At 62.1% G+C, this 24,229-nt stretch carries 38 protein-coding genes; 33 read left to right on the plus strand and 5 right to left on the minus strand.

Annotation, left to right across the window (positions count from 1 at the left end):
* Window positions 1-161: porin (locus tag P7F60_RS28770; RefSeq protein ID WP_277921029.1), on the minus strand; the 161-nt coding region annotated here is incomplete at its 3' end.
* Between the two features lie 515 nt (window positions 162-676).
* On the opposite strand from P7F60_RS28770, the gene P7F60_RS28775 reads away from it, so the two are divergent.
* Both P7F60_RS28775 and P7F60_RS28780 read left to right on the plus strand, forming a co-directional pair.
* A complete protein-coding gene (locus P7F60_RS28775) occupies window positions 677-1,216 on the plus strand; it encodes a hypothetical protein (protein ID WP_277920977.1) in 540 nt (179 codons plus the stop codon).
* Window positions 1,213-1,572 (plus strand): zinc ribbon domain-containing protein, encoded by a 360-nt coding sequence (locus P7F60_RS28780; protein WP_277920978.1) that lies wholly within the window; start codon window positions 1,213-1,215, stop codon window positions 1,570-1,572. The genes P7F60_RS28775 and P7F60_RS28780 overlap by 4 nt, the downstream gene beginning before the upstream one ends.
* Window positions 1,573-2,083: 511 nt before the next feature.
* Here the strand turns inward: P7F60_RS28780 and P7F60_RS28785 are convergent.
* Window positions 2,084-2,314, minus strand: coding sequence for a hypothetical protein (locus P7F60_RS28785; protein WP_277920979.1), 231 nt, complete (start codon window positions 2,312-2,314; stop codon window positions 2,084-2,086).
* 162 nt (window positions 2,315-2,476) lie between these two features.
* Window positions 2,477-2,998 (minus strand): helix-turn-helix transcriptional regulator, encoded by a 522-nt coding sequence (locus P7F60_RS28790; RefSeq protein WP_277920980.1) that lies wholly within the window; start codon window positions 2,996-2,998, stop codon window positions 2,477-2,479.
* 135 nt (window positions 2,999-3,133) lie between these two features.
* On the opposite strand from P7F60_RS28790, the gene P7F60_RS28795 reads away from it, so the two are divergent.
* The 18 genes from P7F60_RS28795 to P7F60_RS28880 all read left to right on the plus strand — a co-directional run bounded on the left by P7F60_RS28795 (window position 3,134) and on the right by P7F60_RS28880 (window position 12,780).
* Window positions 3,134-3,451 (plus strand): helix-turn-helix domain-containing protein, encoded by a 318-nt coding sequence (locus tag P7F60_RS28795; RefSeq protein WP_277920981.1) that lies wholly within the window; start codon window positions 3,134-3,136, stop codon window positions 3,449-3,451.
* Between the two features lie 124 nt (window positions 3,452-3,575).
* The gene (locus P7F60_RS28800; RefSeq protein ID WP_277920982.1) at window positions 3,576-3,725 is read left to right on the plus strand and encodes a hypothetical protein; all 150 of its coding nucleotides are present in this window, start codon (window positions 3,576-3,578) and stop codon (window positions 3,723-3,725) included.
* Window positions 3,722-4,096: a hypothetical protein gene (locus P7F60_RS28805; protein WP_277920983.1), complete on the plus strand. Its 375-nt coding sequence runs from the start codon at window positions 3,722-3,724 to the stop codon at window positions 4,094-4,096. Before P7F60_RS28800 ends, P7F60_RS28805 begins: the two co-directional genes overlap by 4 nt.
* Window positions 4,097-4,921, plus strand: a complete 825-nt coding sequence (locus P7F60_RS28810; protein ID WP_277920984.1) for a ParB N-terminal domain-containing protein — start codon at window positions 4,097-4,099, stop codon at window positions 4,919-4,921.
* The gene (locus P7F60_RS28815; RefSeq protein WP_277920985.1) at window positions 4,918-5,379 is read left to right on the plus strand and encodes a hypothetical protein; all 462 of its coding nucleotides are present in this window, start codon (window positions 4,918-4,920) and stop codon (window positions 5,377-5,379) included. Before P7F60_RS28810 ends, P7F60_RS28815 begins: the two co-directional genes overlap by 4 nt.
* Window positions 5,376-5,570: a hypothetical protein gene (locus P7F60_RS28820; RefSeq protein ID WP_277920986.1), complete on the plus strand. Its 195-nt coding sequence runs from the start codon at window positions 5,376-5,378 to the stop codon at window positions 5,568-5,570. Before P7F60_RS28815 ends, P7F60_RS28820 begins: the two co-directional genes overlap by 4 nt.
* On the plus strand, window positions 5,567-7,564 hold the full coding sequence (locus P7F60_RS28825) for a transposase domain-containing protein (protein ID WP_277920987.1): 1,998 nt from the start codon (window positions 5,567-5,569) through the stop codon (window positions 7,562-7,564). Before P7F60_RS28820 ends, P7F60_RS28825 begins: the two co-directional genes overlap by 4 nt.
* On the plus strand, window positions 7,509-8,690 hold the full coding sequence (locus P7F60_RS28830; RefSeq protein WP_277920988.1) for an AAA family ATPase: 1,182 nt from the start codon (window positions 7,509-7,511) through the stop codon (window positions 8,688-8,690). The genes P7F60_RS28825 and P7F60_RS28830 overlap by 56 nt, the downstream gene beginning before the upstream one ends.
* On the plus strand, window positions 8,687-8,980 hold the full coding sequence (locus P7F60_RS28835; RefSeq protein ID WP_277920989.1) for a hypothetical protein: 294 nt from the start codon (window positions 8,687-8,689) through the stop codon (window positions 8,978-8,980). The genes P7F60_RS28830 and P7F60_RS28835 overlap by 4 nt, the downstream gene beginning before the upstream one ends.
* Window positions 8,977-9,393: a hypothetical protein gene (locus P7F60_RS28840; RefSeq protein ID WP_277920990.1), complete on the plus strand. Its 417-nt coding sequence runs from the start codon at window positions 8,977-8,979 to the stop codon at window positions 9,391-9,393. The genes P7F60_RS28835 and P7F60_RS28840 overlap by 4 nt, the downstream gene beginning before the upstream one ends.
* 11 nt (window positions 9,394-9,404) lie before the next feature.
* Window positions 9,405-9,938 carry a host-nuclease inhibitor Gam family protein gene (locus tag P7F60_RS28845; RefSeq protein WP_277920991.1) on the plus strand — a complete coding sequence of 178 codons (534 nt, stop codon included), beginning with the start codon at window positions 9,405-9,407 and terminating at the stop codon, window positions 9,936-9,938.
* A gap of 10 nt (window positions 9,939-9,948) precedes the next feature.
* Complete coding sequence (locus tag P7F60_RS28850) at window positions 9,949-10,182, plus strand: hypothetical protein (RefSeq protein ID WP_277920992.1); 234 nt, start codon at window positions 9,949-9,951, stop codon at window positions 10,180-10,182.
* Window positions 10,125-10,463: a hypothetical protein gene (locus P7F60_RS28855; RefSeq protein ID WP_277920993.1), complete on the plus strand. Its 339-nt coding sequence runs from the start codon at window positions 10,125-10,127 to the stop codon at window positions 10,461-10,463. The genes P7F60_RS28850 and P7F60_RS28855 overlap by 58 nt, the downstream gene beginning before the upstream one ends.
* Window positions 10,460-10,756 (plus strand): hypothetical protein, encoded by a 297-nt coding sequence (locus tag P7F60_RS28860; RefSeq protein ID WP_277920994.1) that lies wholly within the window; start codon window positions 10,460-10,462, stop codon window positions 10,754-10,756. Before P7F60_RS28855 ends, P7F60_RS28860 begins: the two co-directional genes overlap by 4 nt.
* On the plus strand, window positions 10,753-11,025 hold the full coding sequence (locus tag P7F60_RS28865; RefSeq protein ID WP_277920995.1) for a hypothetical protein: 273 nt from the start codon (window positions 10,753-10,755) through the stop codon (window positions 11,023-11,025). The genes P7F60_RS28860 and P7F60_RS28865 overlap by 4 nt, the downstream gene beginning before the upstream one ends.
* Window positions 11,022-11,660, plus strand: coding sequence for a regulatory protein GemA (locus P7F60_RS28870; RefSeq protein WP_277920996.1), 639 nt, complete (start codon window positions 11,022-11,024; stop codon window positions 11,658-11,660). The genes P7F60_RS28865 and P7F60_RS28870 overlap by 4 nt, the downstream gene beginning before the upstream one ends.
* Window positions 11,657-12,346, plus strand: coding sequence for a DUF2786 domain-containing protein (locus P7F60_RS28875; RefSeq protein WP_277920997.1), 690 nt, complete (start codon window positions 11,657-11,659; stop codon window positions 12,344-12,346). The genes P7F60_RS28870 and P7F60_RS28875 overlap by 4 nt, the downstream gene beginning before the upstream one ends.
* Entirely contained in the window at window positions 12,343-12,780 is a 438-nt protein-coding gene (locus P7F60_RS28880; protein WP_277920998.1) for an ASCH domain-containing protein, read from the plus strand. Before P7F60_RS28875 ends, P7F60_RS28880 begins: the two co-directional genes overlap by 4 nt.
* On the opposite strand, the gene P7F60_RS28885 is transcribed toward P7F60_RS28880, so the two are convergent.
* Window positions 12,777-12,944 (minus strand): hypothetical protein, encoded by a 168-nt coding sequence (locus tag P7F60_RS28885; protein ID WP_277920999.1) that lies wholly within the window; start codon window positions 12,942-12,944, stop codon window positions 12,777-12,779. The genes P7F60_RS28880 and P7F60_RS28885 overlap by 4 nt on opposite strands.
* A gap of 35 nt (window positions 12,945-12,979) precedes the next feature.
* Between P7F60_RS28885 and P7F60_RS28890 the strand changes: the two genes are divergently transcribed.
* The 10 genes from P7F60_RS28890 (at window position 12,980) to P7F60_RS28935 (ending at window position 21,062) form a co-directional block, all read left to right on the plus strand.
* On the plus strand, window positions 12,980-13,372 hold the full coding sequence (locus tag P7F60_RS28890) for a hypothetical protein (protein WP_277921000.1): 393 nt from the start codon (window positions 12,980-12,982) through the stop codon (window positions 13,370-13,372).
* 90 nt (window positions 13,373-13,462) lie between these two features.
* Window positions 13,463-14,293: a peptidoglycan-binding protein gene (locus P7F60_RS28895; protein WP_277921001.1), complete on the plus strand. Its 831-nt coding sequence runs from the start codon at window positions 13,463-13,465 to the stop codon at window positions 14,291-14,293.
* Between the two features lie 87 nt (window positions 14,294-14,380).
* The gene (locus P7F60_RS28900) at window positions 14,381-14,689 is read left to right on the plus strand and encodes an NAD(P)+ transhydrogenase beta chain (protein ID WP_277921002.1); all 309 of its coding nucleotides are present in this window, start codon (window positions 14,381-14,383) and stop codon (window positions 14,687-14,689) included.
* Complete coding sequence (locus P7F60_RS28905; RefSeq protein WP_277921003.1) at window positions 14,686-15,051, plus strand: hypothetical protein; 366 nt, start codon at window positions 14,686-14,688, stop codon at window positions 15,049-15,051. The genes P7F60_RS28900 and P7F60_RS28905 overlap by 4 nt, the downstream gene beginning before the upstream one ends.
* A 225-nt stretch (window positions 15,052-15,276) precedes the next feature.
* Window positions 15,277-15,639, plus strand: coding sequence for a DUF2730 family protein (locus P7F60_RS28910; RefSeq protein WP_277921004.1), 363 nt, complete (start codon window positions 15,277-15,279; stop codon window positions 15,637-15,639).
* Entirely contained in the window at window positions 15,636-15,950 is a 315-nt protein-coding gene (locus P7F60_RS28915) for a hypothetical protein (RefSeq protein ID WP_277921005.1), read from the plus strand. Before P7F60_RS28910 ends, P7F60_RS28915 begins: the two co-directional genes overlap by 4 nt.
* A 2-nt stretch (window positions 15,951-15,952) precedes the next feature.
* Window positions 15,953-16,540, plus strand: a complete 588-nt coding sequence (locus P7F60_RS28920) for a phage protein Gp27 family protein (RefSeq protein ID WP_277921006.1) — start codon at window positions 15,953-15,955, stop codon at window positions 16,538-16,540.
* Complete coding sequence (locus tag P7F60_RS28925; RefSeq protein ID WP_277921007.1) at window positions 16,537-18,162, plus strand: hypothetical protein; 1,626 nt, start codon at window positions 16,537-16,539, stop codon at window positions 18,160-18,162. Before P7F60_RS28920 ends, P7F60_RS28925 begins: the two co-directional genes overlap by 4 nt.
* Window positions 18,156-19,814: a DUF935 domain-containing protein gene (locus tag P7F60_RS28930; RefSeq protein ID WP_277921008.1), complete on the plus strand. Its 1,659-nt coding sequence runs from the start codon at window positions 18,156-18,158 to the stop codon at window positions 19,812-19,814. The genes P7F60_RS28925 and P7F60_RS28930 overlap by 7 nt, the downstream gene beginning before the upstream one ends.
* Before the next feature lie 3 nt (window positions 19,815-19,817).
* Window positions 19,818-21,062, plus strand: a complete 1,245-nt coding sequence (locus P7F60_RS28935) for a phage minor head protein (RefSeq protein ID WP_277921009.1) — start codon at window positions 19,818-19,820, stop codon at window positions 21,060-21,062.
* Window positions 21,063-21,171: 109 nt separating this feature from the next.
* Here P7F60_RS28935 and P7F60_RS28940 read toward each other — a convergent pair whose 3' ends face one another.
* On the minus strand, window positions 21,172-21,627 hold the full coding sequence (locus P7F60_RS28940; RefSeq protein ID WP_277921010.1) for a hypothetical protein: 456 nt from the start codon (window positions 21,625-21,627) through the stop codon (window positions 21,172-21,174).
* Window positions 21,628-21,870: 243 nt separating this feature from the next.
* On the opposite strand from P7F60_RS28940, the gene P7F60_RS28945 reads away from it, so the two are divergent.
* The 3 genes from P7F60_RS28945 to P7F60_RS28955 are packed head-to-tail and all read left to right on the plus strand — an operon-like array spanning window position 21,871 to window position 24,211.
* The gene (locus P7F60_RS28945; RefSeq protein ID WP_277921011.1) at window positions 21,871-22,872 is read left to right on the plus strand and encodes a phage protease; all 1,002 of its coding nucleotides are present in this window, start codon (window positions 21,871-21,873) and stop codon (window positions 22,870-22,872) included.
* Between the two features lie 20 nt (window positions 22,873-22,892).
* Window positions 22,893-23,300 carry a hypothetical protein gene (locus P7F60_RS28950; protein WP_277921012.1) on the plus strand — a complete coding sequence of 136 codons (408 nt, stop codon included), beginning with the start codon at window positions 22,893-22,895 and terminating at the stop codon, window positions 23,298-23,300.
* Window positions 23,301-23,314: 14 nt separating this feature from the next.
* Window positions 23,315-24,211, plus strand: a complete 897-nt coding sequence (locus P7F60_RS28955) for a Mu-like prophage major head subunit gpT family protein (protein ID WP_277921013.1) — start codon at window positions 23,315-23,317, stop codon at window positions 24,209-24,211.
* Window positions 24,212-24,229: the final 18 nt, after the last annotated feature.

Below are 24,229 nucleotides of genomic sequence, written 5' to 3' on the forward strand. Positions count from 1 at the left end.
TCGGTGCCGGGAATGTAGAAATAGCCAGTGCCGTAAGCGTCGCAAACGCGGACATATTCCATCGGCTCAGGCTCGGCAGCAACGATGGCGTCGGCAGCCTGGGCACCGGAAACTGCAGCGAGGGCTGCAGCGGAGCCGAGAAGAAGGCTCTTGATGTTCATTTTTGACCTCCAGTCAAAGTTTCATTTGGGTTTGGGTTCTTTTGCTGAAGGACAGCGTTCCCTGCCCCATTCCCGTGTTACAGAAGACGGACGATCCACCGCCTCGCTTCTGAGGGTGAAAATACAAGACCGGGCGGCGCGCGCAATCATCAACTTGTCATCCAGACGTCATTTGCACCGTGTTGCATCGGGCCTGTTGCCAAAAAAACACAAACACCCCTTCCGGCCGCCCCAGTTGTTAACAAGGGATTAATAAGTGCCTGGAAAGAGAGGCTGTTTTACCAATGGCCCGCCTATCGGCAATATGCTTTTAAGAGCATAGACCGGTGATTATGTTTATCTAAAGTTGTATTTTCTTGTCGAGCTTTGCGATTCCCTGAGGCGGGGACGGAGACTCGCTGCTGCGCGTTCACGGTCGAGGCCTCAAATCCCTTTCGAATCGTCGCTGCGACTCGTCCACGGAATCGGCGGAAGATTCGCGCGGAATCGCTACTCACCCCGCAACGAACGGCCGGATGAACAGCATCGCCTCTTACGCATGCGGGAAAGCCCAGAAAAGGACAGTCCGTTTGCTGAAAGAATGGACTCTCGCATCCGCGCTGGTGTGGATCGTCCGAAGGTCTTTCAAAGAAGTTGACCGGCTCGCCCCAGACGGTCGTCTTTATATTGGCCGCCTTGGCGATTTGATAGCCGATTGCGAAGAAGCGTGGATTGAAGAACTCCGCCCATCGCTTTTCGCCGGTACTCTCCAGGTGGTTGCCGCAGTTCACCGGCAACGGCGGGCGTTGGGGCATTGGCCAGCTTCACCGTGTTCTGACCCGCCGCACCTATATCGGCGGCATCGCTTCAAACGCCGCGCCAACAAGGGTGTGGTGAAGCCCGAAGAAGAAATCATCAGCGTCCCCGTGCCGCCCCCGATCGACCTTGAGATATTCAAGGCCGTTCAGAACCGCTTGAAAGTCAACAATCCGAAGGTGACGCCGCCGCGCGTCGTCAGCGGCCCGAACCTGCTGACCGCGGCATTTGCCATTGCGGCAATTGCGGAGGCGCCATGACGCTGAGCACCGGCAAGAACGGCCGCTATCGCTACTATGCCTGCTCGATCCGCGCACGGCAGGGCGACACAGGCTGCACAGGCCGCGCGATCCCAATGGATAAGCTCGACCGCATGGTGGTGACGCATATAGAGCAAAGGCTACTCGATCCCGAGCGGATCGAAGACGTGCTCGCCTCGCGTCTGGATTGCCGGCAAGAGGGTGTCGAGCGGCGCAGCCAGCATATCGCCGAATTGAACCACCGCGCGGCCGAAGCCGACAACCGCCTCAAGCGCCTCTACGACCCCGTTGAGGCCGGTTCGCTCGACCCTGCCGAATCCTCCCTTGCGAGCGCATTGCGGGCCTTACGGCGCTAAGGGATCAGGCACGGGCAGACGCCACGCGGATCGAAGCCATGCTCACAAGCTCCACCCACCAGCGTCTCACGGGAGCAACCGTGCGGAAATTGGCGAGCGCGACTTCGGCTTGGAAAGGGCGGGAATCGGCGTTCCCGTGTTGTCTGACACAGTGATCCGGAATTTATGGGAAAGTCTGGGAATATCCGGGAATACCTGAAATCAGCTTATAATTCAGGTCATTAAGGCGGCACCGGAGGGAACATCCATCCGGCCGCCGTTGACAGCCCCGCCTCTTATATCTGCCATACCCGGCCAGCGCGGGCAAAATCGGGCGCATCCTTCAGCGGTGCTTTCAAAATCGAGCGAAAGCCCTTTAACGCGCCTTCAAGACATTGAAAAATAACAAATGAGCCTTTGAAGCGGCCCGGCGACCAGGCGCGCCGAAAATGCGCTGAACTGGCAGAAATTCCAATTCACTTTTCCACATTCGCATGGGAAAGGCGGAAATTAAGGCGAAAATCTAACGAAATTAGACGCTTAGCGGTTTCTTCGCCTGCGGACCTTTTCCATATGGCCGCTCGACGAGGCTTTGACGCCAGTCGCCGGCAAAATTGAACGTCGGCGCTGGGACCGGCTCGGCGAACCAGAAGTCAGTGAAGGCTGCAACGTTCGGCGCGCAATGCCAGTAGGCTTTGCCATCGGCATCCATTGCCCACCACAATGCGCCCTTTGGCGCAGTTTTCCAGTCGACCTCTGGCATCGCGGACCTCCAATTCGCACCGTCAACTTAAAAAGACGCTAAGTTACCGATATCCTTAAAGAAACCTTAATCCGTAACCATCCGCAACCGGGCGGCGATTTCTAGTAATTGCCTCGCGCCCCTATGGGTTGTCATGAATGCAATCTGCGGCACGCACTATCATCAAGCCAAACGTTTACCGGTTCCGGGTTCCTCCACTGCGCGGGATAGTCGTTCCACCAGCTCGGCCGCCAAGCTGGGAATAACCGCATTGACGATTAGATCATCGCGCACATCGCTCACTCGCGCCAGAAGATCGTTGAAGAGCGCTGCCGCTTCATGGGCGATACGATGCGCCGGCGGCTTCTGACCGGCCTGCACATAGGCGGCTTGCACTGCTTTGTAGAGCTTTTCCATCAAGATCGGGTCGATCTGAAGAGACGGCAGTGGGGCCTTCGAAGGGTCTTCAAACATCGATCCGACGCCGCTCACAAGCCAACTGACATTGATACCGAGATGCTCGTGATACGCGGCGAGCACTGATGCATCAGGAACCCGCTCCCCACGTTCGTAGTGAGCAAGCGCGCTTTTGCTGATGCCTAATGTCGAGGCGAATTCGTCTCGATCGTCCACGCGAAGATGCGTTCGTACCTCTCGCAGGCGACTTCCTAGCGGGGTTTTTGGTTCAACTTCGGGTCTAGCCAAGGTGCGTCACATTAAATCACGTTTGGAGCTTACAAAGCCCCATTTGTGATTTAACCTTTCTGAGTTGTCAGAATTCAACATTCCAAAAAAGGGAGGCCGGCCAGGGCCTCCCTCATCTGGGCCAAGGACCATTCTATGCATTGCGAAACTGTCATCGACAACCCCGACCGCGCCACGCGTAATCGCCGCCATGAGGTTGCCCGCATCCGGAGCAAGCTCATCCTCGCGCAGCTTACGCTTTCGAAGATCGACGAGGGCTATCGGCTCCCGTCGCATACGGCGAGCAACACGCTCTATGAGCCTCACCTCGCCGGTGAACGCGCCATCGCCGCCGCCCTCCGCACCCGCCCTGAATTCCTATGGCCGTCCCGGTATTTCGCCGATGGCCGCCGCAAGAGCCCGCAGCCCGCAGAGAACTACCGCAACGGCCGGCGCGCGCCGGTCGCAGCGTAGGCGCAGATAGAGGCTTGCCGCTCTAGCCTTCGCATTTCGCAAGAGAGCCTTGCTCCCCGGCTGTCGGAACTAGCCGCCGATCTGCGCCACGCCCCGACATTCCCCCATTTCCGGACCTTCGCATATGACGAAAAAGCATTCCGAAATTGACATCATATTGTTTCCCCCGGCGCGCCAACGCGCTGCCTACACCGCCGAAGGCCTCTTGATCGCCGTCACCGCTATTGCCGGCATCGTCGCCGTCGTGATCGCCGTCGCGGGGCTCGGCCGATGAACTACCATTCGCTCGACGATCGGCAGCGCCTCATGCTTACCTGCTGCTATCAGGCTGTCCGCCTGCACTTCTCCCATATCGCCATCCGCGACATCATCGACCCGCCCCGCGAAATGCTGGACGCCGCACTTGCACGCCAGTGCGCGCTAGCCCTGATGCGCGACGCCTTCAACGTGCCCGCCCGGCGCGTCGCCATCATCGTCGACCGCAATCGCGGGCGGATCAAATTCGCGAATTGGACCGTGAACACCCGCCGCGAATGCCCCGTTTTCGAGCGGGCTTATCTCTCCATGGCCCGACGCGCTCGGGACATTTTTCTCCGTGCCGTTCGCTCCCGTATGGGCATCGAGCTGGAAGAGGATGCCGCGTAAATGGCCGAGCACCTTTCTATCCCGCTTGCTAAAATCCACGTTGGGGACCGTGTCCGCCCTATCGACGAGGAAGAAGCGCAGATCATTGCTGTCAGCTTGACCGAGCGCGGCCTTATCAATCCGATCACTGTCCGCAAGGCTCCCGCCGCCAATGGCGGCAAAACCCCGTTTATTCTGGTCGCGGGCGGCAACCGTCTTCGTGCCGCGCAGATCAACGGCTGGGATGAAATTGATGCCGTCGTGGTGCAGGCAGACGCCGAAGAGGCGCAACTCATTGAGCTTTCGGAAAATCTATACCGAAACGAGCTAAGCGCCCTCGACCGCGCGGTTTTCGTCATGAAATACCGCGAAATTTGGGAGGAAAAGCACGGCAAGATCAACCCAAACGGCGGTCGTCCGAAAAAACAGGATCACGATGATCCCGTTTTCTGCGCAGGGTTGGAGCTTTCAAAGCGTGTTCAAGACCGGCTCGGCTTCGGCCCGGCCTCATACAAGCGGGTTTCCCGCATTGGGCAGAACCTCCGCCCAGAGCTGCGCGCCTTACTGCGCGGCACCGCCACGGCTGACGATCAAAGCCAGCTTCTGAAGCTGGTCAAAATGTCTGCTGAAGATCAATTGCGGATCGCTGCCGCACTGAAGGAAGGCGCGGACCTCAAGCAGGTTCTGTCCTGGACGAAGCCGGCGAAACCGGCCGTTGATCCGCAAGAGAACATCTTTGAGAAGGTCAAGGCGCTTCTGGCGAAGGCCGAGGACGCTACGCTATTGCGTGTTCTCCATCACATCGGCGACCTCCGTGACTTCTCCGAGTTGGAGGACGCCGCATGAGCAGCGATCCTTCCCAGCTCGATTTCTTCACCGCGCCCGTTTTTCCGGTTCGCTCGCCCCTGCCTCAAATCGACATCGATCGCTACCGCACGAAGATCAAACGCGCCATGTCGCGGGCGATCCGCGAATGCGAATATGACCGGGCGACCATCGCCGCCCGGATGGCGCAGTATCTCGGCCTGCCGAATGTCAGCAAGGCCGCGCTCGATGCCTATACGGCCGAGAGCAAGACCGCGCACGACGTCAGCCTGATCCGCTTTGTTGCCTTCGTCCATGCCACCGGTGCCCTGTGGCTTTGGGATGAGGTCGCATCGGTCCAGGGCGTCACCGTCCTGATCGGTGACGAGGCGCGACTTGCCGAGCTGGCCCGCCTCCGCCAGCAGCGCCGTGAAATAGAGGCTGAAATCCGCCGCCAGTCCAGCCGGCCCGTCGCGCTCGCAAAGCGGGGGCGGACATGAACAAGGTTTCCATCAAGAGCCAGCGGCTCGCTGTCGAGCAGTTCATTCAGCGAAACTGCATCATTTTCACCGGCGCAAAAGGCGAACTGCACCGCGAGCACATGCGCGCGGTGGCCACAACGCTGCGCTGGCTCGAACAGAACGAGCACGCGATCCGCGAGCTGGTGGCGCAGAAGGATCGCCGGCCATGAGGGAATGGTACACCGTAACCGAGCTTGCCGCCCTCGCCCTGCCCGGCTTGCCCCCGGCTGAGAAGTCGCTCGACAACAAGGCCCGCGCCGAGTGGCGCGGCAACCCCATGCTGTTCCGGCTGGCATCGACGGCCGGCCGACCCGCCTACCAGTATCACATCAAGCTGCTGCCGCCGATCGCGCGCCAGAAGCTCGCCTATCTCTCGATGCCGACCATCGAAAAGACAGCCGAGGAAAAGCGCACGCTGGCCGAGCTTTGGGCGCGGTATGAGGCCCTGTCCGAGGAGCATAAGGCCATCTGCAAAACCCGCCTCGGCGTTCTCGTCGAGGTCGCGGAGATGGAAGCGGCTGGCATCCCTGTCGCCCAGGCGGTCGCAGTCGCCACCAAGCGCGCCGGTGCAAGCAAATCCTCCTACTACGAATGGAAGCTGATGGTGGAGCCGTATGCCCGTCACGACTGGCTTCCGGCGCTCGCTCCCGCCTTCAATCGCGAAGGCGCTCGCAGCGACTGCCATGCCGACGCCTGGGACATGCTGAAATCCGACTACCTGCGCTCCGGCGCGCCGGCTTTCACCGAATGCTATGAGCGCATGTTGAAAGTCGCCAAGCGCGAAAAGTGGTCGCCCATTCCCGGCGAACGCTCGCTACGTCGGCGCATGGACGCGGAAGTGCCGAAGGCGGTGCAGAAGCTCGCCCGTGAAGGCAAGGACAAGGCCAAGGCGCTCTTCCCGCATCAGGTCCGCACTCGCACGCATCTGCACGCCATGCATTCGGTCAACATGGACGGCCACAAGCTGGACGTCTTCGTCAAGGTGCCGTGGCAGGAAAAGCCGGTGCGCATGTATCTGCTCGGCATCCAAGACCTCTATTCCGGCAAGGTGCTGGCATGGCGGCTTTCCGACGCGGAAACATGGGAGGCGGTGCGCCTTGTGATCGGCGACATGGTCGAGCATTTCGGGATCCCCGACCACATCTATCTCGACAACGGCCGCGCTTTCGCCTCGAAGTGGATTTCAGGGCAGAGCCGCACGCGTTTCCGCTTCAAGGTGCGCGAGGAAGACCCGCGCGGCCTGCTGACCACGCTCGGCATCGAGCCGCATTGGACCACACCCTATTCCGGCCAGTCCAAGCCGATCGAACGCGCCTGGCGCGACCTCGCCGAGATGATCGCCAAGCATCCCTTCTGCGCCGGTGCCTATACCGGCAATCGCCCGGATGCCAAGCCCGAGGATTACGGCACCCGCGCCGTGCCGCTCGACGACATGCGCGCGCATGTCGCTGTTCAGGTCGCCGATCACAACGCCCGCGCCGGACGCAAGGCCAAGACCTGCGCCGGCCGCAGCTTCGACGAGACGTTCACCGCCAGCATGGAAACCGCGATCGTGCGCTATCCGACTGCGGCGCAAAAGAGCCTCTGGCTGCTCGCCTCAGAGACGCTGCGCACCAACAAGGACGCCGGCACCATCAGTTTCCAGGGCAACCGCTACTGGAGCCGCGAACTCAACCAGTATGCCGGCAAGAAGCTGATCGTGCGCTTCGACCCCGACGCGCTGAAGGCCGGGATCAAGGTCTACGATCTCGACGACAGCTTCATCTGCGAAGCGCCCTGCATCGAAGACACCGGCTTCGACAGCCGCGACGCCGCCCGCCTTCACCAGCGCGCGCGCCGCGACCACGTCAAGGCGGTCGAGGCCGAACGCGCCGCGCACAAGACGCTGGTCGATCGCGAGCTTGCCGAGCTGATCTATCCGGGCGGCAAGCCCGTCGCCCCGGATGTGCAGCCGGTTCGCCCGGCGGTCACCCGCCTCCCCACCAGAGGCAATCTCGCCGTCGCGCCGTCCCAGGACATCATGAGCGACGACGAAATCGCAGCCAGATTTACCCGCTCCGTCAACCAGCTCGCTGGGGCGGATGGGATCATCCTATTCCCAGATCAAAATGGGGATCGGCCCGCAGGTAGTGCGTCGGGCCGCAAGTACAGAGCCGAAAAGTAACGAGTACGGTTCCGCCAAAAAAATAGGGCCGGAAAAACTCCGGCCCGCCAATCGGCCCCTAAGGGCTATACTCAAGGAACCTTATGCCATGAATAAACATGTACGCGCAAGCCAGCTCGGAAACGGTGCCACAGGGTGGGATCGCCCGGAACCATCTTCCGAGTTTCTTGCCAAGCATCCCGCCATCGACATCGAGGCATGGCGGCAACTGCGAGAGCGGACAATTGAGGCCGCGATCCGATACGGCTGGCGAAAGGTCGAAGTCGCCCGCCGCTCCAGCATGCCGGAAAGCACATTCTCGCAATGGATGTCCGGCACCTTAATGGGCGTGCTCGCCAATCAGAACCGCGTCATCAGCCAATGGCTCGATGCGATCGACGACATGGCCGGCATGGCTTCCCAGATCGCGACTTCGCCGACCTTCACCCGCACCTCGGTCGCCGAGGACATCATTTCAATGCTCACCTGGGCGCAGATGACGGCCGGTTTCGTGATGGCCACGCTGCCGGCCGGCTCGGGCAAGACGACGGCTTGCCGCCATTACTGCAATAGCCGGCCGCATGCCTATCTCGCCACCATCAGCCCGCACACGAAAACCGTTCACGGTATGCTGGTCGAACTTTCCGCAGAACTCGGCGTGCAGGAAAACAACCCGGCCCGCTATGTGCGCGCCATCGGTTCGAAGCTGCAGCGCATCGGTGACGGTTCGCTTCTGATCATCGACGAGGCGCAGAACCTGACGCCGGAAGCGGTCAATCAGCTTCGTCGCTTCGTGGATGTGCATCAATGCGGCGTTGCCCTGATCGGCAATGACGAGATTGCCGCCCGCTTCGCGAAAGAGGTCAAGGCGAGCAGCTCGCGCGACCAGGTCACCAGCCGTTTTGACCGGCGCTTGAAGAAGGTTCGCGATCCGGCCGGCGACGCCCGTAAGTTTATCGAGGGCTGGGGCGTCACCGATGCCGACGCGGTAAAATTCCTTGAAGCGCTGGCCGCACGCGGCGGCGCGTTGCGACAGATCGACCGCACGCTGAAGCTCGCCAACACGCTCCTGGAGCCTGAAGAAAAGATCGAGCTGAAGCACATCAAGGCCGCCTGGATGAGCCGCGACGTGGGAGACATCGCATGAGCGTCTCTCTCGCCCGACAGATCAGCGAAATCGCTGACGAACTGGAAAACAACGTCACCTCGGGTATTGCGATGCCCGTCAACGAACAGCGCATTCAGGTCACCCGCCTGCGCACGCTGCAGCGCCTCGCCCAGAATCTTGAAGAGGAGCTGGTTGTCCATCGCCTCGGCGAGGCCGAGCGCCTGGGACGCCCGATGATCGACCAGCTCGCCGCCGATCAGTTCGAGGGCTTGGCCCGCGACGTAGACGGCAAAGTCGTTCGGCCGGATTTCGGGGGGAAGCGCTCATGATTTCCGCTCTCCCTTCCGATCATATTTCCGCGATCCGCGATGCCCTTCGCCAGCATCAGAAGCGCGGCGTCGAATTCACCGCCAGCGAAGTCGTCAGCCTGTGCCAGCGGCTTCGCACGGTCATCGAGATTTGCCGCGAGGTCGAGGACGAAAACCGCGTCCTCGGCAAGGCGTTGCGCGAAGCCGAGGCGAAGCTTGGGCGGCCTCGGCCGCTCATTCCCGCCGCCGGCAACGTGGTGCATTTCCGGCCGCAACCCGTCACCGGCCGGCGCGCCGTCCTCAACGTGATCCATGCCCTGACCGCCTACGAGCAGGCAAAGCACACCGTCGGGGAGCGTGCCGCTTTTGAATATTTCATGGCCCAGGCCGCGACTTTGCGCGCGGCCGAGATCGCCAACGCCAACCACGCCTGAAGGAAACGACCATGAAGAAAACCAAGGCGAAGGCCATCGCCCGCGTGCCGCAGAACCGCCAGGAGGCGGTTCAGTCGGTTGGCCGCATCGGCGAGCTGCGCCGCCTGATTGCTGGTCACAAGGCGGTTGCCGAAGACAAGGTGCGCCTGGCCGGCGAGCAGCTTGAACAGGATACGGCCCTTCTCACGGCAGAGCTGGCCGAACATGAGCGCGGCCTACAGACCTATTGCGAAGCCAATCGCGCCGCGCTCACCGGCGAAAACAAGGTTAAGTTTCACGATTTCGGAACAGGCCGGATCAACTGGCGGGCTCGGCCCGCCAGTGTGCGGATCAAGGGCGTCGAGATCGTCATTGAAGCGATCAAGCAGCTCGGCTTCCGCAAGAAGTTCATCCGCACGAAGGAGGAGATCAACAAGGAAGCGATGCTCGCCGATCCAGAGACCGCCCGCAAGATCGAGGGCGTGACCATCACCTCGGATGGTGAGGACTTCCTGATCGAGCCGAGTGAGATCAACGCGCCGAGCGCCATGCAGGCAGACGCTTGAGGAGGCAACCATGCAGCTAAAAAACGCTCTAGAAATGACCGGATGCGCGGACGAGGCAGACTTGATCGATATGGCCAATGTCGGCCGGTCGCTCATGAACAAAATTGATGAACTGGTCCAGTGCGAAGGCCCCTTCAAAGGTTGGTCGCCCGCAGACGATCCGGCCGAGATCGTCGGCGACCTGTATTGCGCGTTGGAAGAAGCCAGCGGTGCGACCGCTTTATCGAGGAAGCGCTCGAACTGATCCAGTCGGTTGGGATAATTGCCGAGCGCGCCCATGCTCTGGTCGACTACGTCTTCAGTCGCCCGATCGGCGATCCGCATCAGGAAGTCGGCGGCGTGATGGTGACGCTGGCGGCATTGTGCATGACATGCGGCGTCAACCTCGACAAGGCTGCTGAGGATGAGCTTGCTCGCATCTGGACGAAGGTCGACGCGATCCGGGCCAAACAGGCTGCGAAGCCGACCGGATCGGCTCTGCCTATTGCCCCTTTGGCTCCAACGCAACCAGGCGGTGGCGCATGATCGCCGACCTCGAAAATCTGATCGCCATCGTCGAGGGGAAACTTGCCGGTCTGCCGCCGACCGGCATCGACGAACCGCGCCCCCGCCAAAAGGCGTATTTTGCCGCCGCCGACGACGCGCTCCAATCTCTTGAAGACGATCACGGCGCTCGCGTGATCCGCAAACACGACGCCCAGCATATGACGCTGGGCGGCGTCAAGACGAGCTGCACCTATGGCAGCGTCGGGCTGATGCTGAACTGGAAAGCGGCCGCCGAACGGAAGATCGCGATGCTGAAGGAGCCGATCCGATGAGCACCTTCTGGTTTGACCTGCGACATATGCGGCTGAAGGACTTCTCCGCCACCGTGAAGCGGGCGAAGTCCATCGTGAAAATCGAGATCGAGGTTTCTGACCACGGCTCGCTCGGGTTTCTGCTCGAGGAACTGCGCGCCGTAGAGCGCGCCCAAATCGCCGCCGACAAGAAGGCCAAGGAAGAAGCCGCTGCGGCGAAGCGCAAGAAGCCTCTCGCCCTGCCGGCTCCGTTGCTCGGCTTGCCGTATTATGGGGAAGAAGGCAAATGACGAACCTCATCCGCGTTATCCATAGCGGCTTTCGCGCCCTGGCCATCGACGACGATGCAGAGAAGCGCGACATCTACCAGCGCATCACCGGCAAGGCCGGCTTGAAGCTGATGACCAGCAACGAACACCAGGCCGTCGCTGACGAGCTGCGCCGGCTGGGCTTCAAACCGGCCCCGAAGCGCCTTCAAGGCCAGCCTGACATGAGCGGCAAATACTCCGCCAAGGTGCAGGCATTGTGGATTGCCCTCTACAATCTCGGCGTCGTCAAGGATCGCCGCGACAGCGCAATCACTGCCTTTGTGCGCGGGCAGACGTCCATCGAGGCGATGCGCTTCGTCCATCACCACGACGACGCGTCCGCCGTGATCGAGGCGCTGAAGGCGATCGCCGCCCGGGCCGGCGTCAACTGGTCGGTCAAGGGCAAGGCCAAGCACGAAGAGGCTTTCGGCTGCCAGATCGCCCGGGCGCAGTGGAAGATCCTGCACCCGACCGGCGAACCGGAATTTTGGGCCGGTATCAACGCCATGCTCGGCAAGCCCGCATCATCCCGCGCCGTGAGCAAGGAAGAGTGGATCGCGGTCATGAATGAACTCGGCACGCGCATTCGCCTGCAGAAGACGGCAGGTGCGAAATGAGCGACCGCGAAAAGCTCATCGCGAAAATCCGCGCCCTGACCGCCAAGACCGTCGCGGCGGGCTGCACCGAGGCCGAGGCCATGGCGGCGGCCGAGAAGGTCGCCGCCTTGATGCGCGATCATGCGATATCGGAAACGGTCATCGACATGGAGCAGGCATCGATCGGCGTCAAGTTCGACGTGCGGTCAATGAAGACGCGCATCTGCACAGCCGTCGCCCATGTCACCAATTCGGCGATGGTTCATACCCGCGATGGCCGCGACAAGATGGTGATTTACGTCGGCGCGGCTCCCGGTCCGCAGATTGCCTGCTATCTTCACGACGTGCTCCATCGCGCCATTGACGGCGCTGTGAAGGAGTTTCGAAAGGGCACCTTTTATAAGGCACGGCGCTCGGACAAGACGAGGCGGAAAGCGGCCGAGGATTTCGTTGACGGAATGATCCGTTCCCTCGTTTGCCGGTTGGTCCTCATGTTCCGTGCAAACATCTCGCCAGCCAAAGGCGAGCAGGCCCGCAACGCACTCGACGAAATGTTCCCACGGGCGCGGGTGGTCAAGCCGAAAGAGGCAAAAGCCAGATTTGCTGACGCCACCTATGCCGGCGATCGCGCCGGCGCTCGGGTCAACCTTCGCCACGGCGTTGAGCGCGGCGGCGTTGCTGGCCTGCTCGGAAAGGCCGGTGCATGATGGTCGCCTATAGCTTCAAGAAATATTTCGCACCACAGATCGAGGATGGCAGCAAGACGCACACGATCCGCGCCGGCCGACGGCGCCACGCGCACCCGGGCGAGGTACTGCAACTCTTTACCGGCATGCGGACTGTGCATTGCCGGAAGATCATTCCCGATCCGGTCTGCATCGCTGTGCTGCCAATTGTCATCATGTCCACCGAGCTGATCGACGCCGGCATCGCCTATATCGAAATCAACGGCACGCCGTTGCACCGCGACGAGATCGAGCCCTTCGCCGCTTCGGATGGCTTTTTACCGGAACGCCTCCACGGTCTGGCGCCAGCCTCTCTGATCGGTGCAACGGCTCGTGAGACCATGGGCCGCTTCTGGCGCGCAACCAACTCTGGAAGCCGTTTCGAGGGCGTCATCGTGAAGTGGGGAGCGCGCTAGCCATGTCGCAAGAGCTGCCCCTCCTGTCCTGGCAAACGCAAGTCGAGATTGACCGTCTCGCCGCGCGCCGGGCGGAGCTGTGCCAGCGCATCGCCAACCTCAAGCCCCATTGTCACCAGCGGATTGCCCTTGGCGAGCGCCTCCGCCAGCTGACCATTCGCCAAATCGAACTCGAAAACCAGTTGAGGAAGGGACCGCGATGAGCACCTTGCCCGGCCTCCTGGGAGATATCGCCGACCTCGTCGGCCCCGAAGTCGCACTGGAGATCGCTCGCCATCGCGGCGGAACCCGCATCGACTTGCCAGCGACTGCGCAGCCTGGTCATTGGCTGACGGCGCTTGTCGGCTTTGACGCCGCCGATAAGATTTGCCGGGGCTTGGCGACGACCGACGCGGACGGCAAGACGAAGGGCGCGCAACGGGAAATCCTGCCGCTCGGTCCCGCTTCGGCCTTGCGAGCTGCCCGCCGGCGGGCGCGAGACGCGCTCGATCGTGGCTCCAGCGTCCGCGAGGCAGCGCGAGAAGCCGGCTTGCATGAGCGCACATTATGGCGCTACAAAGCAAAGGACGACGACCAAGGGTCGCTATTCTAATCGGGGCTGACAGCTGTCAGCCCTAAGTTTTTTCCAGCATGTTGCAATGTCCGCCCATGAACCGGATCGACCGGTTTCGATGGGGCAGCAATGGAACAATCAATTACTTCAATCCTGACGACGGAACTGCTTTGCCGTGTCGGCGGGCCGGTTCCCGACAGCAAGGCATCCGCCCGTCGCGGCCATGCCGGCGTCCTGGCGGAACATCTGCCGCCGCTGATGCAGCGCTTCGAAATCGACCGCCCCCTGAGGATCGCGCATTTCTTGGCGCAGACGGCGCATGAGAGCGACAGCTTCTGCGCGATGGAAGAATATGCCAGCGGTGCTGCCTATGAAGGCCGCGCCGACCTCGGCAACGTCCAGGCCGGCGACGGAAAGCGCTACAAGGGGCGCGGCCCGATCCAGCTGACGGGGCGGACGAACTATCGGGCGTTCACGGGCTGGATGCGAGAGAATGTTTCGGTTGACGTTCCGGACTTCGAGGCGCGCCCGGAGCTTGTCGTCTCTGATCGCTGGGTCGCTTATTCCGCCATCTATTTTTGGGCCACGCGTGGTCTCAACCGCCATGCCGATCGCGACGATATCTTTGCCGTCACCAGCATCATTAACGGCGGCCGAAATGGCATTGAGGATCGCAAGACCAAGCTTGCCCGCGCCAAGGTCGAGATCGCTCGTGCCATGGCCAGCGCCACCCTCGATACCGGCCGCGCCGAATGGCCGATCCTGCATCGCGGCCTCATGAACGATAAGGGCGTCGAGCGTTTGCAATACTGGCTGGTCAAGGCCGACTATCCAATCTCCATCGATGGCGATTTTGGGCCGGCGACGGAACTGGCCCTGAAGGACTGGCAACGCCGCAGAGGCCTGCCGCCGACCGGGATCGCCAACGGCGCGTCCTGGGCGATGCTGACAGGTGACTAACCTTGCGCGCCGATACCGCCGTCCTCCTGGTCATGCTGGCCGCAGCCGCCGCTATCCTCTTTCTCAATTCTCTCTCCTGGTGAAGACATGCAGACGATTGCGCGCATGATCCCGCATAAGCCCGGCTACACGACAACACGCCAGATGCTCTGGATATCGTTCGGCAGCTCCTGGGCGATCAACTTTGCCGTCGTCATCGGCGCTCTCCTGCGGGTGCCGCAAGCGATCGAGCTGGCGCAAATTACCTTCCCGACGATGGTGCTTCTCATCGCATCGTTGCTCGGCATCCACCGTGGCTTCGGGTCGCTCGACTATAGAGCGGCTGCGGCGCAGCCCCTGTTGCCCGGTGCGCCGCCCTACGATGCCCGCGACGATCCGCCAGGAGAACCACAATGAGCGCGCTGCTGGGGAAGGTCGGCGGGCCGCTCGTCATATTCGGAGCCATGATCCTCGCCGCCATGTTTTTGGGGGTCATGGCACTCAACATGGTGGATCGTATGGTCGAGACCGCACGTTTCTCCATGAAAGCCGAGCGCAATGCGCATTGGGCGGCCGAGATCGAGCGCAGTAACGCCGATGCCAACGCGCAGATCGCCCGGAATTTGCAACAGACGATGGCCGCGCAGGACACCGCCCGCGACCAGGTCGCGGCCGCCGAGCAGCGGGCGCGGGAATTGGAGAAAGAGAATGCTGCTCTGCCGGACGATGGCAATGGTGGTCTTGGCCGCGAGCGCGTGCGGCTGCTCAACCAGCGATGAGAAACGGGAGCCGGTTGTGCGAACTGTGATCGCCGAGCGCGAGACGCCACCTGAGGCGAGAAAGAAGTGCGCAGCTCCGGTGGCGCTGCCAGATCGCCGCCTCTCCGAGCCCGAAACGCAGAGCTATTGGGGAGCCGATCGCACGGCGCTGCGAGTTTGTGAGGCTCGCCGTGCCGCTGCTGTTGGGCCGGGCTTCACGTCAAATGGGGCTGGAGAATAATGGCCTTGGACCTCGCAATCATCATGCCGTGGATCACGGCGGCCTTGTCGATCATCGCATTCCTCACGGCGATCAAGAACCTCCTCGGTTCTCCAGCCAAGGAAAACGCTGACAAAATTGCCAAGGTTGAGCAGCGGCATGACGAACGCGCCGCGAAAGTCGAAAGCAAGCTGATCGAGCATGATCGGCGCATTCAATCGGTCGAGAATGAAATGAAGCATCTTCCCGATCGCGAGATGGCGCACCGCCTGGAGTTGGCCGTCGAAAAGATGAACGGCCGGCTCGATACGATGACAGAAACGCTAAAGCCGATCCGCGAAACCACAGACCGCATGAATGAACTACTGCTGGAGCAAGCGAAACGATGAGCGACCTTGGAACCGACTTCGCCCGTATCACCCGTGAGGAAGCCCGCCTGATCATTCTGAAGGCCTTGGGCGCCCAGACGAATGAGAGCCTGTCGTCCTCGATGCTCGAACCGGTGCTGTCTCAGTTCGGCATCAACCAGCCGCGCGCCTGGGTGCATCAGCAGCTGGACTACCTCGAAACGATGGACGCGGTCACTTTGATTGTCGCCGGGACCGTGAAGGTGGCCACGCTAACCGAAACCGGCCGGCGTCATCTCGATCGACACGCGGCGATCGAGGGCGTCAAGCGCCCGTCGCGTGCGGGTGCCTGACCATGGCGCGTGGTCGCGGACGGCTGTCCAATATCGAGCTGCTGCCGGAAGAGTGCGGGCCGATCGTCGCCTGGGCGGCGGAAATGCTGCAGGATCGCGACGCCAACATGACGGACATCTACGGACAGTTCGTCGGTAAGCTGGAGGCGATCCAACGCGAATACCGTGGTGAGCTGGACTTCAAAATCCCGTCCCTCTCGGCTTTCGGCCGCTATTCGATGAAGCTCGCAACGCTCACCCAGCGACTGAACGACACCCGCGAGATTGCCGCGACCTTGGCCGAACGCTTCGATCCCGACGCGTCCGACAACCTGACCGTTATCGCGGCCGAGGCGATCAAAACCCTTGTCTTCGAAGTGCTGACCAATGCCGGCGAAGCGGGCATTGACCCGAAGGGGGCAATGTCGCTCGCCAACGCGCTGCGCGCTGCCGCCCAGGCGCAGGGCGTCTCCACCGCCCGGCGCCAGAAGCTTGAGGCCGACATGGCAGAGAAGGCGAAGGCCGCCGTCTCGGCCGTCGTGAAGACGAAGGGCATCACCGAGGAAGGTGCTGCCGAAATCCTCGACAAGTTCCTGGGCGTGAAAAAATGAGCGCACCTCTCAGCAAAGAACAATGGGCCGAGGCCCGCCGGCTCTCGACAGATGCCGTCCTGGAACGCATCGAGCGCCGCAAGGCGCTCTTGCCTTATCAGAGCCGCGTCATCGGCCTGCTCGAAAGCACCGGCTGCGAAGTCCTGTTTGTCGAGAAGAGCCGCCGTATCGGCCTCACATGGGGCTTCGCCGCCTATGCCGTCCTGAAGGCGGCGCGCACCAAGGCCGCCGGCGGCATGGACGTGATGTACATCTCCTATTCGCAGGAGATGACCCGCGAATTCATCGACGCCTGCGCCATGTGGGCGCGCGCCTTCAACGAGCTGGCCGGCGAAATCGAGGAGACCGTCTTCGACGACAGCGACGAAGACGGCGAGCGCTCGATCAACGCCTTCCGCATCAAGTTCGCGTCTGGCTTCGAAATCATCGGCCTGTCGTCGGCGCCGCGCTCGCTGCGCGGCAAGCAGGGCGTGGTCATGATCGACGAGGCGGCGTTCGTCGACAGTTTGAAGGAATTGTTGAAGGCGGCTCTCGCCTTCCTCATGTGGGGCGGCCAGGTCGTCGTCTGCTCGACCCATGACGGCGTCGACAACCATTTTAACGAGCAGATACAGGACATCCTTGCCGGCCGGAAACCGTACAAGCACGTCCGCATCACCTTCGACGACGCCCTGCAGGACGGCCTCCACGAGCGCATCTGCCTCGTCACGGGAAAGCAGTGGTCGCCCGAGGGCGAGGCCGAATGGCGACAGAACATCATCAAGTTCTACGGCGACGGCGCCGACGAAGAACTGTTCTGCATCCCGACGCAGGGCAGCGGCACCTGGTTGCCGGGGCCGCTGATCGAAGCGCGCATGACGCTCACGCCTGAGGACGCGCCGATCATCCGGCTCGAACTGCCGGCGAACTATCTGCACCTGTCGCCGCTACAGCGCACGATCCACATGGCGCCCTGCCTCGCGCAGCTCGCCGCCGCGCTGAAGAAATTGCATCCCGAACGCCGTCACGCCTTTGGTTTCGACTTCGGCCGCGTCGCCGACTTGTCCGTTGCGAAGCTGTTGTCGATCGACAAGCTGCTGTGCCGGCGGAGCGCCCTGACGGTCGAGATGCGCAACGTGCCGGGCGATGAGCAGAAGCTGATCACGCGCATGATCCTGAAGGGCGCGCCCCGCCTAGTCGGCGCGGCCGTCGATGCCACCGGCATGGGCTGGACGGTCGCCGAAGACATGGGCCGCATCTTCGGTTTCCGAAGCCCTGACGGCGGTGGCGGGCTGATCGACCCGATCAAGTTCACCAGCAATTCCGACTGGTACCGGATCAACATGCCGCCGCTCAGGGGCGCGTTCGAAGACGACGGTATGCTGGAGCTGGTCAAGGATGACGAGCACCTGGGCGATATTCGCTTGGTCAAGGTCATCCGGGGCATCCCGCGCATTCCGGACCTGCGCACCGGCGAGACAAACAAGAAGCGTCACGGCGACTTCGTCGTTGCCCTGGCGCTCGCCTACTACGCCAGCCTGCAGCAGTGGTTCGAATACGGATACATGACCACCGCCGACCTGCAGGACGGTTCGGGCGCTGAAGACGACGACGAAAGCGAATACGGGAGACGGCATTGGTAAGCGCGCGCACATCATCCATCCTTGGTCCGGACGGCCGGCCGATCGTCGTCTCGGTACTATCAGAGGAAATCGCCACACCCACCATCGCCGGCGTACGCCGCACCCATGAGGAGCGCGTGGCCTCCGGCATGACGCCGGAGCGGCTCGGTACCATCCTGCGCGATGCCGCCGAGGGTAATGGCCGGGCGTATCTTACGCTGGCTGAGGAGATGGAGGAGCGATACCTGCATTATGGCTCGCAGCTTCAGACGCGCCGCCTCGCCATCGAGGGCGTGTCGCCGACGCTGGAAAGCGAAGGCGTTGATGCGAAGATCGTTGAAGCCGTCGAGGGGCTGATCAATGACGATGCCTTCAACGAGGCGCTGGGCTCGCTCACCGACGGGATCGCCAAATCCTATGCCGTCGTCGAGATGATGTGGGAATACGAGCGCAAGGCGCTGCGGCCGGTTCAATACGAGTGGCGAGATCAGCGCTTTTTCCAGTTCGACCGGTTGAGCCTGCGCGAGCTACGCTTGGCGGTTGACGGCTCGATCGAGGGCGACGAGCTGCCGCAGGCCAAATTCCTGCGCCACCTTCCACGCGCGCGCCTCGGTATCCCGATCCGGCGTGGCGTGGCGCGGCCGGCCGCCTGGGCGTACCTGATCCAGCAATTTACGCTGCAGGATTGGGCGGCCTTCAGCGAGGTGTACGGAATGCCGCTGCGCGTCGGAAAATACAATGCCGGCGCAAGCTCGGCCGACAAGCGCACGCTCCTGCGCGCCGTGTCCTCGATCGCCAACGATGCCGCCGCGATTATTCCGGCCGGCATGGACATCACCTTTCACGAGGTGAACGGTTCGAACGGCGCGGCCGTGTTCGGCGGCCTGCTCGACTATGTCGACAAGCAAATCTCGAAGATCGTCGTCGGCCAGACCATGACGTCGGACGACGGTTCCTCGCTCGGTCAGGCCAAGATCCACAATGAGGTCCGCCTCGATATCCTGCGCGCCGATTGCAAACAGCTGGCCATCACGGCCAACCGCGATCTGATCCAGCCCTTCGTCGATCTCAATTTCGGGCCGCAGGAACGCTATCCCCGCCTGCAGCTGCTCGTGCCCGATCCCGAGGACGTCACCGCCTTGTCGAGCGCCCTTGGCGCGCTGGTCCCGCTCGGCCTGCGCGTCAAGCAAGCCGAGGTGCGGGAAAAGATCGGCCTGTCCGACCCGGAGGAAGGCGACGAATTGCTGACCGCGCCTAACACGCCGGCGGAGCCCCCAACACCGCCGGCGCCGAAAGCCGATCCAAAACCGAAGCCTGAGAAGCCGGCGCCGGCAAACGACGACGTGAAATCCAAGGTCGCCGCGCTCTCGGCCATCGTCTCGGATCACAAGCGTGCCTGCCGCTGTGGCGTTTGCGATGCGCTGCTGGCGGCCGAGGCCGGCGAGCCGGATGCGCTCGACCAAGTCGAAACCCTATTTGCCGATGCGATGGGCGATTGGCAGGCGATCGCCGCGCCGATCGTCAAACCGCTCACCGAAATCATCGAGACCGCAGGCAGCTTCGAAGAGGCCTTGAGCCTGCTTCAAAGCGCCGGCCCGGATGCCTCGAAACTGGCGGGAAGTCTATCACGGCTGACGGCGATCGCGCGCGGCGTCGGCGATATCGCGGACTGATCCATGGCGCAGCTCACCGAACGTTTTGCCACGCCGCCAGAGGTCACCGGCTATTTCGACCGAAAGACGCTGAAGCCGGCGTTCTCCTGGCTGGACGTCTTTGCCGACGAACATGCCTACGCTTTCACCGTGGCTAAGGCGACCGAAGTCGAGCTGCTCACCAGCTTTCGCAACACCATCTCCTCGGCGATCGCCAACGGCCAAGGCTTCGACAACTGGAAAAAGGACATCTCGGCAGAGCTGCAGCGGCTCGGCTGGTATGGGCCGCGTATGGTCAAAGACCCGACCGGCGTCGATCCCGATCGCATGGTCAATTTCGCCAGCGATCGGCGGCTGAAGACGATCTTCTGGAGCAACGCCAATTCCGCGCGCGCCGCCGGTCAGTGGGAGCGCGCCCAGCGCTCCAAGCGCGGCTTGCCCTATTTCCTGTATATCCGCACGACCTCGGCCGATCCGCGCCCGGAGCATCTTGCCTGGGTCGGCATCATCCTCCCCGTCGATCACCTCTTCTGGAAAACCCACTTCCCGCCTAACGGCTGGCTCTGCAAATGCCAGGTGCGCCAGATCAGCGCCCGCGAGGCCGCGCGCCTGCTCGGCACCAGCCGCGTCATCGGCAAGGATGACGATGGCAACGACATCACCATCCGCTATTCCGACCAGGTGCCGGACCTCGGCCCCGATCTCGACTTCAAGAACCGACGCACCGGGGAGATCATCAAGGTGCCGCCTGGCATCGATCCCGGCTGGCATACCAACCCGGGCTTGGCCCGCGCCTCGACGTTGATCCAGAATTTCGAGGAGAAGCTTGCGGTCGCGCACCAGGACGATGCGACGAAGGTGCTGAAGGATTTGTGGGACGATCCGTATCTGCGGATCGCACCGCGGCTTCCTGAAAAGGTCTGGCTGCCGGCCGGGCATAGTCCGGCGCTGGCCGAGGAGCTGGGCGCGGTCTCGCCTGTCATCTCGATCACCAGCGAGGCAATCGCCGAGCGCCTTGGCAAGCACAAGATGGCGGTCGAGGATTTTTCCCTGCTGCCGGACATCTTGTCGTCGGCGGAGAGCATGCCGGACCTGAAGGGCAAAGCAAACACGCGGTCGCTCCTATGGCGGGCCGGCAGGGTGATCTGGCGGACCTTCGTCTCTGTCAGCCAGAACGGCTACATGCGCGCGAACTCGCTGCACCAGAAGGACGAAAAGGAAGCCAGGAAGCAGGTAGAGCGCGCCGGCTTCAAGTGGCCGTGGGATTGAAGCGTGGCAGGGAGGGACCGCATCCGGGCCTTTACCCGGCTCCCTCCAGTGGTCATCTAGGACACCGGGCTTCGCTGCCACGCACGCTCAAGATAACGCCAATGAGGCGTTATTTCAATTGCACCGGAATGCCGAGCTTTTCCATGATCGTTCGGGCTTGCGCGTCTGCCATCACCCGGCCGGTATCGTCCAGGAACTGCGATCCGCAATAGAGCTTGAGGTTTTGCGCATCTAGTTCGTTAGCATCCAAGTGACCGCTGTTGACGATGACGACCCGCCAGGCGCAGCCCAATACCACGTTTTTGCGAAACTCGGTGTAATTGCAGCCGGTGCTCAGGCAAAACGAGACGTTTCGTTGCCCTTGATAGCCGCCCTTGATCGCGTCGTTATAGTCCCGCTCCCAGATCGCCTTTATGTTCTTGCATCGCTCTGGATCATCCGCCGTCGAACAATCGTCCGCTATAAACAAATAGTCGCTCGCCGGCGGCCAATCTGCCGCTGCGCCGCTGCGAATTCCGACCAGCGAAAACGCGATCAAGGACGCGGCAAATATTTCTCGCTTCATGTGGTCCCCCTCCGAAATAGCTAATCCTTATAGGCGGGCTACAGGCGCGCGAAAAGCGCCTGACCGCATCATCAGCCTATTTCGATTAAGACGCCCGCACACGGCCTTTAAAAGCGCTTCAAAATCGATCCTCCGCACGCTTGAAGGATGCGCGGTGACGATGGCGATTGGTTTTCTGGGGGAGGCTTGGGGCTGACAGTTGTCAGCCCGGGAATTGGTTTCCCGTGTGGCACATATTGCCCCATGACGAAACGCACCGCAACCCGCCCCGAAAAACAATCCGAAGTCCAGCCCAACATGGCCGGCGCAGCAACCGGCGTCGTGCTTCTCGACGCCTTCTCGGCCGATCCGGAAGCCGCCGATACCAAGCGCGGCCCGGAATGGATCAAGGTCGCCCCGCGCGGTGCGTTCACGACCCGCGACGGCCGTTATCTTGTCGTTGATCCGGAAGCCCTCGTCGAGCGCTTCAATGCTGACAAGATCGCTGTGCCCATCGATATCGATCACGCCACCGTCAAGAAGGCGTTGTTTGGCGATGCCGCGCCGGCGGTTGCCTGGATTGAGGAACTGCAGGCGCGTTCCGATGGCGTCTATGGCCGCGTAGACTGGCTCGACGAGGGCCTTCGCATCCTGTCGGCCCGCACCCATCGCTACATCTCGCCTTCGCTGAAGCTCGACGACGCCAACCGGGCGATCTGGCTTCACTCGGTCGCGCTGGTCGCCGCGCCCGCCGCATCCATGCCGGCCGTCGCCTCGGCCCATCTTTCCACCACCCCGGAGCCCAAACCCATGTTGAAAGCCATTGCCGCCGCCCTCGGCCTGTCCGAGGACGCCGCCGACACGTCCTGCCTCAGCGCGATTGCCACGCTGAAGCTCCGCATCGATCCCGCCGTGCATCAGCAGGCGCTCGACCAGGTCAAAACCCTCAGTGCCGAAATTGAGGGCATCAAGGCGGCCGGCCACAAAGCCGAGGTCAATGCACTGCTCGAAACGGCACTGAAGGCAAAGAAGATCAGCCCGGCCCAGCGCGCAACCTACGAGGCCTTGTCGGCAACGCCGGAAGGGCTTGCACAGGTCAAGACGCTGATCGAAACGCTCGGCGCTGGCCTTGCGCCGTCCGGCCTGGACGACAAGCAGCCCCAGGGCGGCGTTGCGACCCTGTCGGCCCATGATCGTCAGATCATAGAAGAGATGGGCCTTGAAGAAGAAGCCTACCGCAAGGCGAACGGCCTGACCGCCGCCTGACCTCCTGAAAGGACAAGCACATGACTGCACTTTCGCAGGCCCGCCAGCCCATCGAGATCGAGGGCAAGTTGGGCGTGGCGCCGGTCAAGGGCGCAACCACGATCTGGCAGGGCGCTCTTGTGGTCGCCGAGAGCGCGCTTGCCGTTCCCGGCAAGACGGCGACGGGCCTGATCGTTCTCGGCGTCGCCGAGGAGACCGTGAAGAACACCGGCGGAGACGGCGCCGCCAAGGTCAAATTCCGGCGCGGCACCTTTGATTTCACGAACTCGGCCGCCGCCGACGAAATTACCGCCGGCGACATCGGCAAGGACGCCTACATCGTCGATGACCAGACGGTGGCCAAGACGTCCGGCACCAACACGCGCTCCGTCGCCGGCAAGATCATGAGCATCGAGGGCGGGCGCATCTTCGTGCGCGTCGGCTTCTAACCAGAGGGACATCCATGGCAAAGGTTATCACGCCCGATGTCTTGCAGGCCGCCCAGCGCGGCTTCAAGACAGCATTTCAGTCGGGCTTCAGCGGCGTCACGCCGATGTATACGTCGGTTTGCACCGTCATCACCTCGACTGCCGCCGAGGAAACCTACGGCTGGCTCGGCGACATGCCGAAGCTGCGCGAATGGATCGGCGATCGTCAGGTCAAGAGCCTGCAGAGCAAGGGCTATTCGATCCGCAATCGCAAGTTCGAAGCCACGATCGGCGTTCAGCGCGACGACATCGAGGACGACAAGCTCGGCCTGTACACGCCGCGTTTCCAGATGCTCGGCGAAAGCGCCGCCAAGCACCCGGAAGAAGTTGCATTCGAGCTGATCAACAATGCGACCGCACTGACCTGCTACGACGGCCAGAACTTCTTCGACACCGATCATCCGGTCGGCAAGGAAGGCAACGTCCAGTCGGTTTCGAACTACCAGGCGGGCGCCGGCGCTCTGTGGATCCTCGCCGATCTCGGCCGTCCCCTAAAGCCGTTCATCTTCCAGAAGCGCCGCGACTATGCGTTTACGGCCAAGGAAGATGCCAGCAAGTCCGACGCCGTCTTCATGCGTGACGAATACATGTACGGCGTCGACGCGCGCGTGGCCGCCGGCTTCGGCTTCTGGCAGATGGCTTTTGGTTCGAAGGCAACGCTCGATGCCACGAACCTGAAGGCTGCCTACGAGGCAATGACCAGTTACACGGATGACGAAGGCCGGCTGCTCAACATCAAGCCGACGCATCTGATCGTCGGCGGCACGAACCTGTTCAAGGCGCGTGAGGTTCTGCTTTCCGAGCAGATTGGCGGCTCCACCAACACGCTCCGCAATCTCGTGTCCATCATGGAGGCGCCGTACCTCAGGTAACCCGACCGGGCTGGCCCC

It is taken from the genome of Rhizobium sp. YJ-22 (genome assembly GCF_029601685.1).
Taxonomy (GTDB): domain Bacteria; phylum Pseudomonadota; class Alphaproteobacteria; order Rhizobiales; family Rhizobiaceae; genus Metarhizobium.

Excerpts from the sequence above, each read along its gene's own strand:
- P7F60_RS28950 (WP_277921012.1), top strand. The coding sequence starts at position 22,893 with ATGACTGCACTTTCGCAGGCCCGCCAGCCCATCGAGATCGAGGGCAAG.
- P7F60_RS28880 (WP_277920998.1), top strand. The coding sequence starts at position 12,343 with ATGATGGTCGCCTATAGCTTCAAGAAATATTTCGCACCACAGATCGAG.
- P7F60_RS28890 (WP_277921000.1), top strand. The coding sequence starts at position 12,980 with ATGAGCACCTTGCCCGGCCTCCTGGGAGATATCGCCGACCTCGTCGGC.
- P7F60_RS28860 (WP_277920994.1), top strand. The coding sequence starts at position 10,460 with ATGATCGCCGACCTCGAAAATCTGATCGCCATCGTCGAGGGGAAACTT.
- P7F60_RS28845 (WP_277920991.1), top strand. The coding sequence starts at position 9,405 with ATGAAGAAAACCAAGGCGAAGGCCATCGCCCGCGTGCCGCAGAACCGC.
- P7F60_RS28905 (WP_277921003.1), top strand. The coding sequence starts at position 14,686 with ATGAGCGCGCTGCTGGGGAAGGTCGGCGGGCCGCTCGTCATATTCGGA.
- P7F60_RS28815 (WP_277920985.1), top strand. The coding sequence starts at position 4,918 with ATGAGCAGCGATCCTTCCCAGCTCGATTTCTTCACCGCGCCCGTTTTT.
- P7F60_RS28915 (WP_277921005.1), top strand. The coding sequence starts at position 15,636 with ATGAGCGACCTTGGAACCGACTTCGCCCGTATCACCCGTGAGGAAGCC.
- P7F60_RS28840 (WP_277920990.1), top strand. The coding sequence starts at position 8,977 with ATGATTTCCGCTCTCCCTTCCGATCATATTTCCGCGATCCGCGATGCC.
- P7F60_RS28800 (WP_277920982.1), top strand. The coding sequence starts at position 3,576 with ATGACGAAAAAGCATTCCGAAATTGACATCATATTGTTTCCCCCGGCG.
- P7F60_RS28875 (WP_277920997.1), top strand. The coding sequence starts at position 11,657 with ATGAGCGACCGCGAAAAGCTCATCGCGAAAATCCGCGCCCTGACCGCC.
- P7F60_RS28780 (WP_277920978.1), top strand. The coding sequence starts at position 1,213 with ATGACGCTGAGCACCGGCAAGAACGGCCGCTATCGCTACTATGCCTGC.
- P7F60_RS28820 (WP_277920986.1), top strand. The coding sequence starts at position 5,376 with ATGAACAAGGTTTCCATCAAGAGCCAGCGGCTCGCTGTCGAGCAGTTC.
- P7F60_RS28895 (WP_277921001.1), top strand. The coding sequence starts at position 13,463 with ATGGAACAATCAATTACTTCAATCCTGACGACGGAACTGCTTTGCCGT.
- P7F60_RS28920 (WP_277921006.1), top strand. The coding sequence starts at position 15,953 with ATGGCGCGTGGTCGCGGACGGCTGTCCAATATCGAGCTGCTGCCGGAA.
- P7F60_RS28805 (WP_277920983.1), top strand. The coding sequence starts at position 3,722 with ATGAACTACCATTCGCTCGACGATCGGCAGCGCCTCATGCTTACCTGC.
- P7F60_RS28810 (WP_277920984.1), top strand. The coding sequence starts at position 4,097 with ATGGCCGAGCACCTTTCTATCCCGCTTGCTAAAATCCACGTTGGGGAC.
- P7F60_RS28830 (WP_277920988.1), top strand. The coding sequence starts at position 7,509 with ATGGGGATCGGCCCGCAGGTAGTGCGTCGGGCCGCAAGTACAGAGCCG.
- P7F60_RS28925 (WP_277921007.1), top strand. The coding sequence starts at position 16,537 with ATGAGCGCACCTCTCAGCAAAGAACAATGGGCCGAGGCCCGCCGGCTC.
- P7F60_RS28945 (WP_277921011.1), top strand. The coding sequence starts at position 21,871 with ATGACGAAACGCACCGCAACCCGCCCCGAAAAACAATCCGAAGTCCAG.
- P7F60_RS28850 (WP_277920992.1), top strand. The coding sequence starts at position 9,949 with ATGCAGCTAAAAAACGCTCTAGAAATGACCGGATGCGCGGACGAGGCA.
- P7F60_RS28775 (WP_277920977.1), top strand. The coding sequence starts at position 677 with ATGAACAGCATCGCCTCTTACGCATGCGGGAAAGCCCAGAAAAGGACA.
- P7F60_RS28935 (WP_277921009.1), top strand. The coding sequence starts at position 19,818 with ATGGCGCAGCTCACCGAACGTTTTGCCACGCCGCCAGAGGTCACCGGC.
- P7F60_RS28785 (WP_277920979.1), bottom strand. The coding sequence starts at position 2,314 with ATGCCAGAGGTCGACTGGAAAACTGCGCCAAAGGGCGCATTGTGGTGG.
- P7F60_RS28865 (WP_277920995.1), top strand. The coding sequence starts at position 10,753 with ATGAGCACCTTCTGGTTTGACCTGCGACATATGCGGCTGAAGGACTTC.
- P7F60_RS28870 (WP_277920996.1), top strand. The coding sequence starts at position 11,022 with ATGACGAACCTCATCCGCGTTATCCATAGCGGCTTTCGCGCCCTGGCC.
- P7F60_RS28940 (WP_277921010.1), bottom strand. The coding sequence starts at position 21,627 with ATGAAGCGAGAAATATTTGCCGCGTCCTTGATCGCGTTTTCGCTGGTC.
- P7F60_RS28825 (WP_277920987.1), top strand. The coding sequence starts at position 5,567 with ATGAGGGAATGGTACACCGTAACCGAGCTTGCCGCCCTCGCCCTGCCC.
- P7F60_RS28955 (WP_277921013.1), top strand. The coding sequence starts at position 23,315 with ATGGCAAAGGTTATCACGCCCGATGTCTTGCAGGCCGCCCAGCGCGGC.
- P7F60_RS28835 (WP_277920989.1), top strand. The coding sequence starts at position 8,687 with ATGAGCGTCTCTCTCGCCCGACAGATCAGCGAAATCGCTGACGAACTG.
- P7F60_RS28795 (WP_277920981.1), top strand. The coding sequence starts at position 3,134 with ATGCATTGCGAAACTGTCATCGACAACCCCGACCGCGCCACGCGTAAT.
- P7F60_RS28900 (WP_277921002.1), top strand. The coding sequence starts at position 14,381 with ATGCAGACGATTGCGCGCATGATCCCGCATAAGCCCGGCTACACGACA.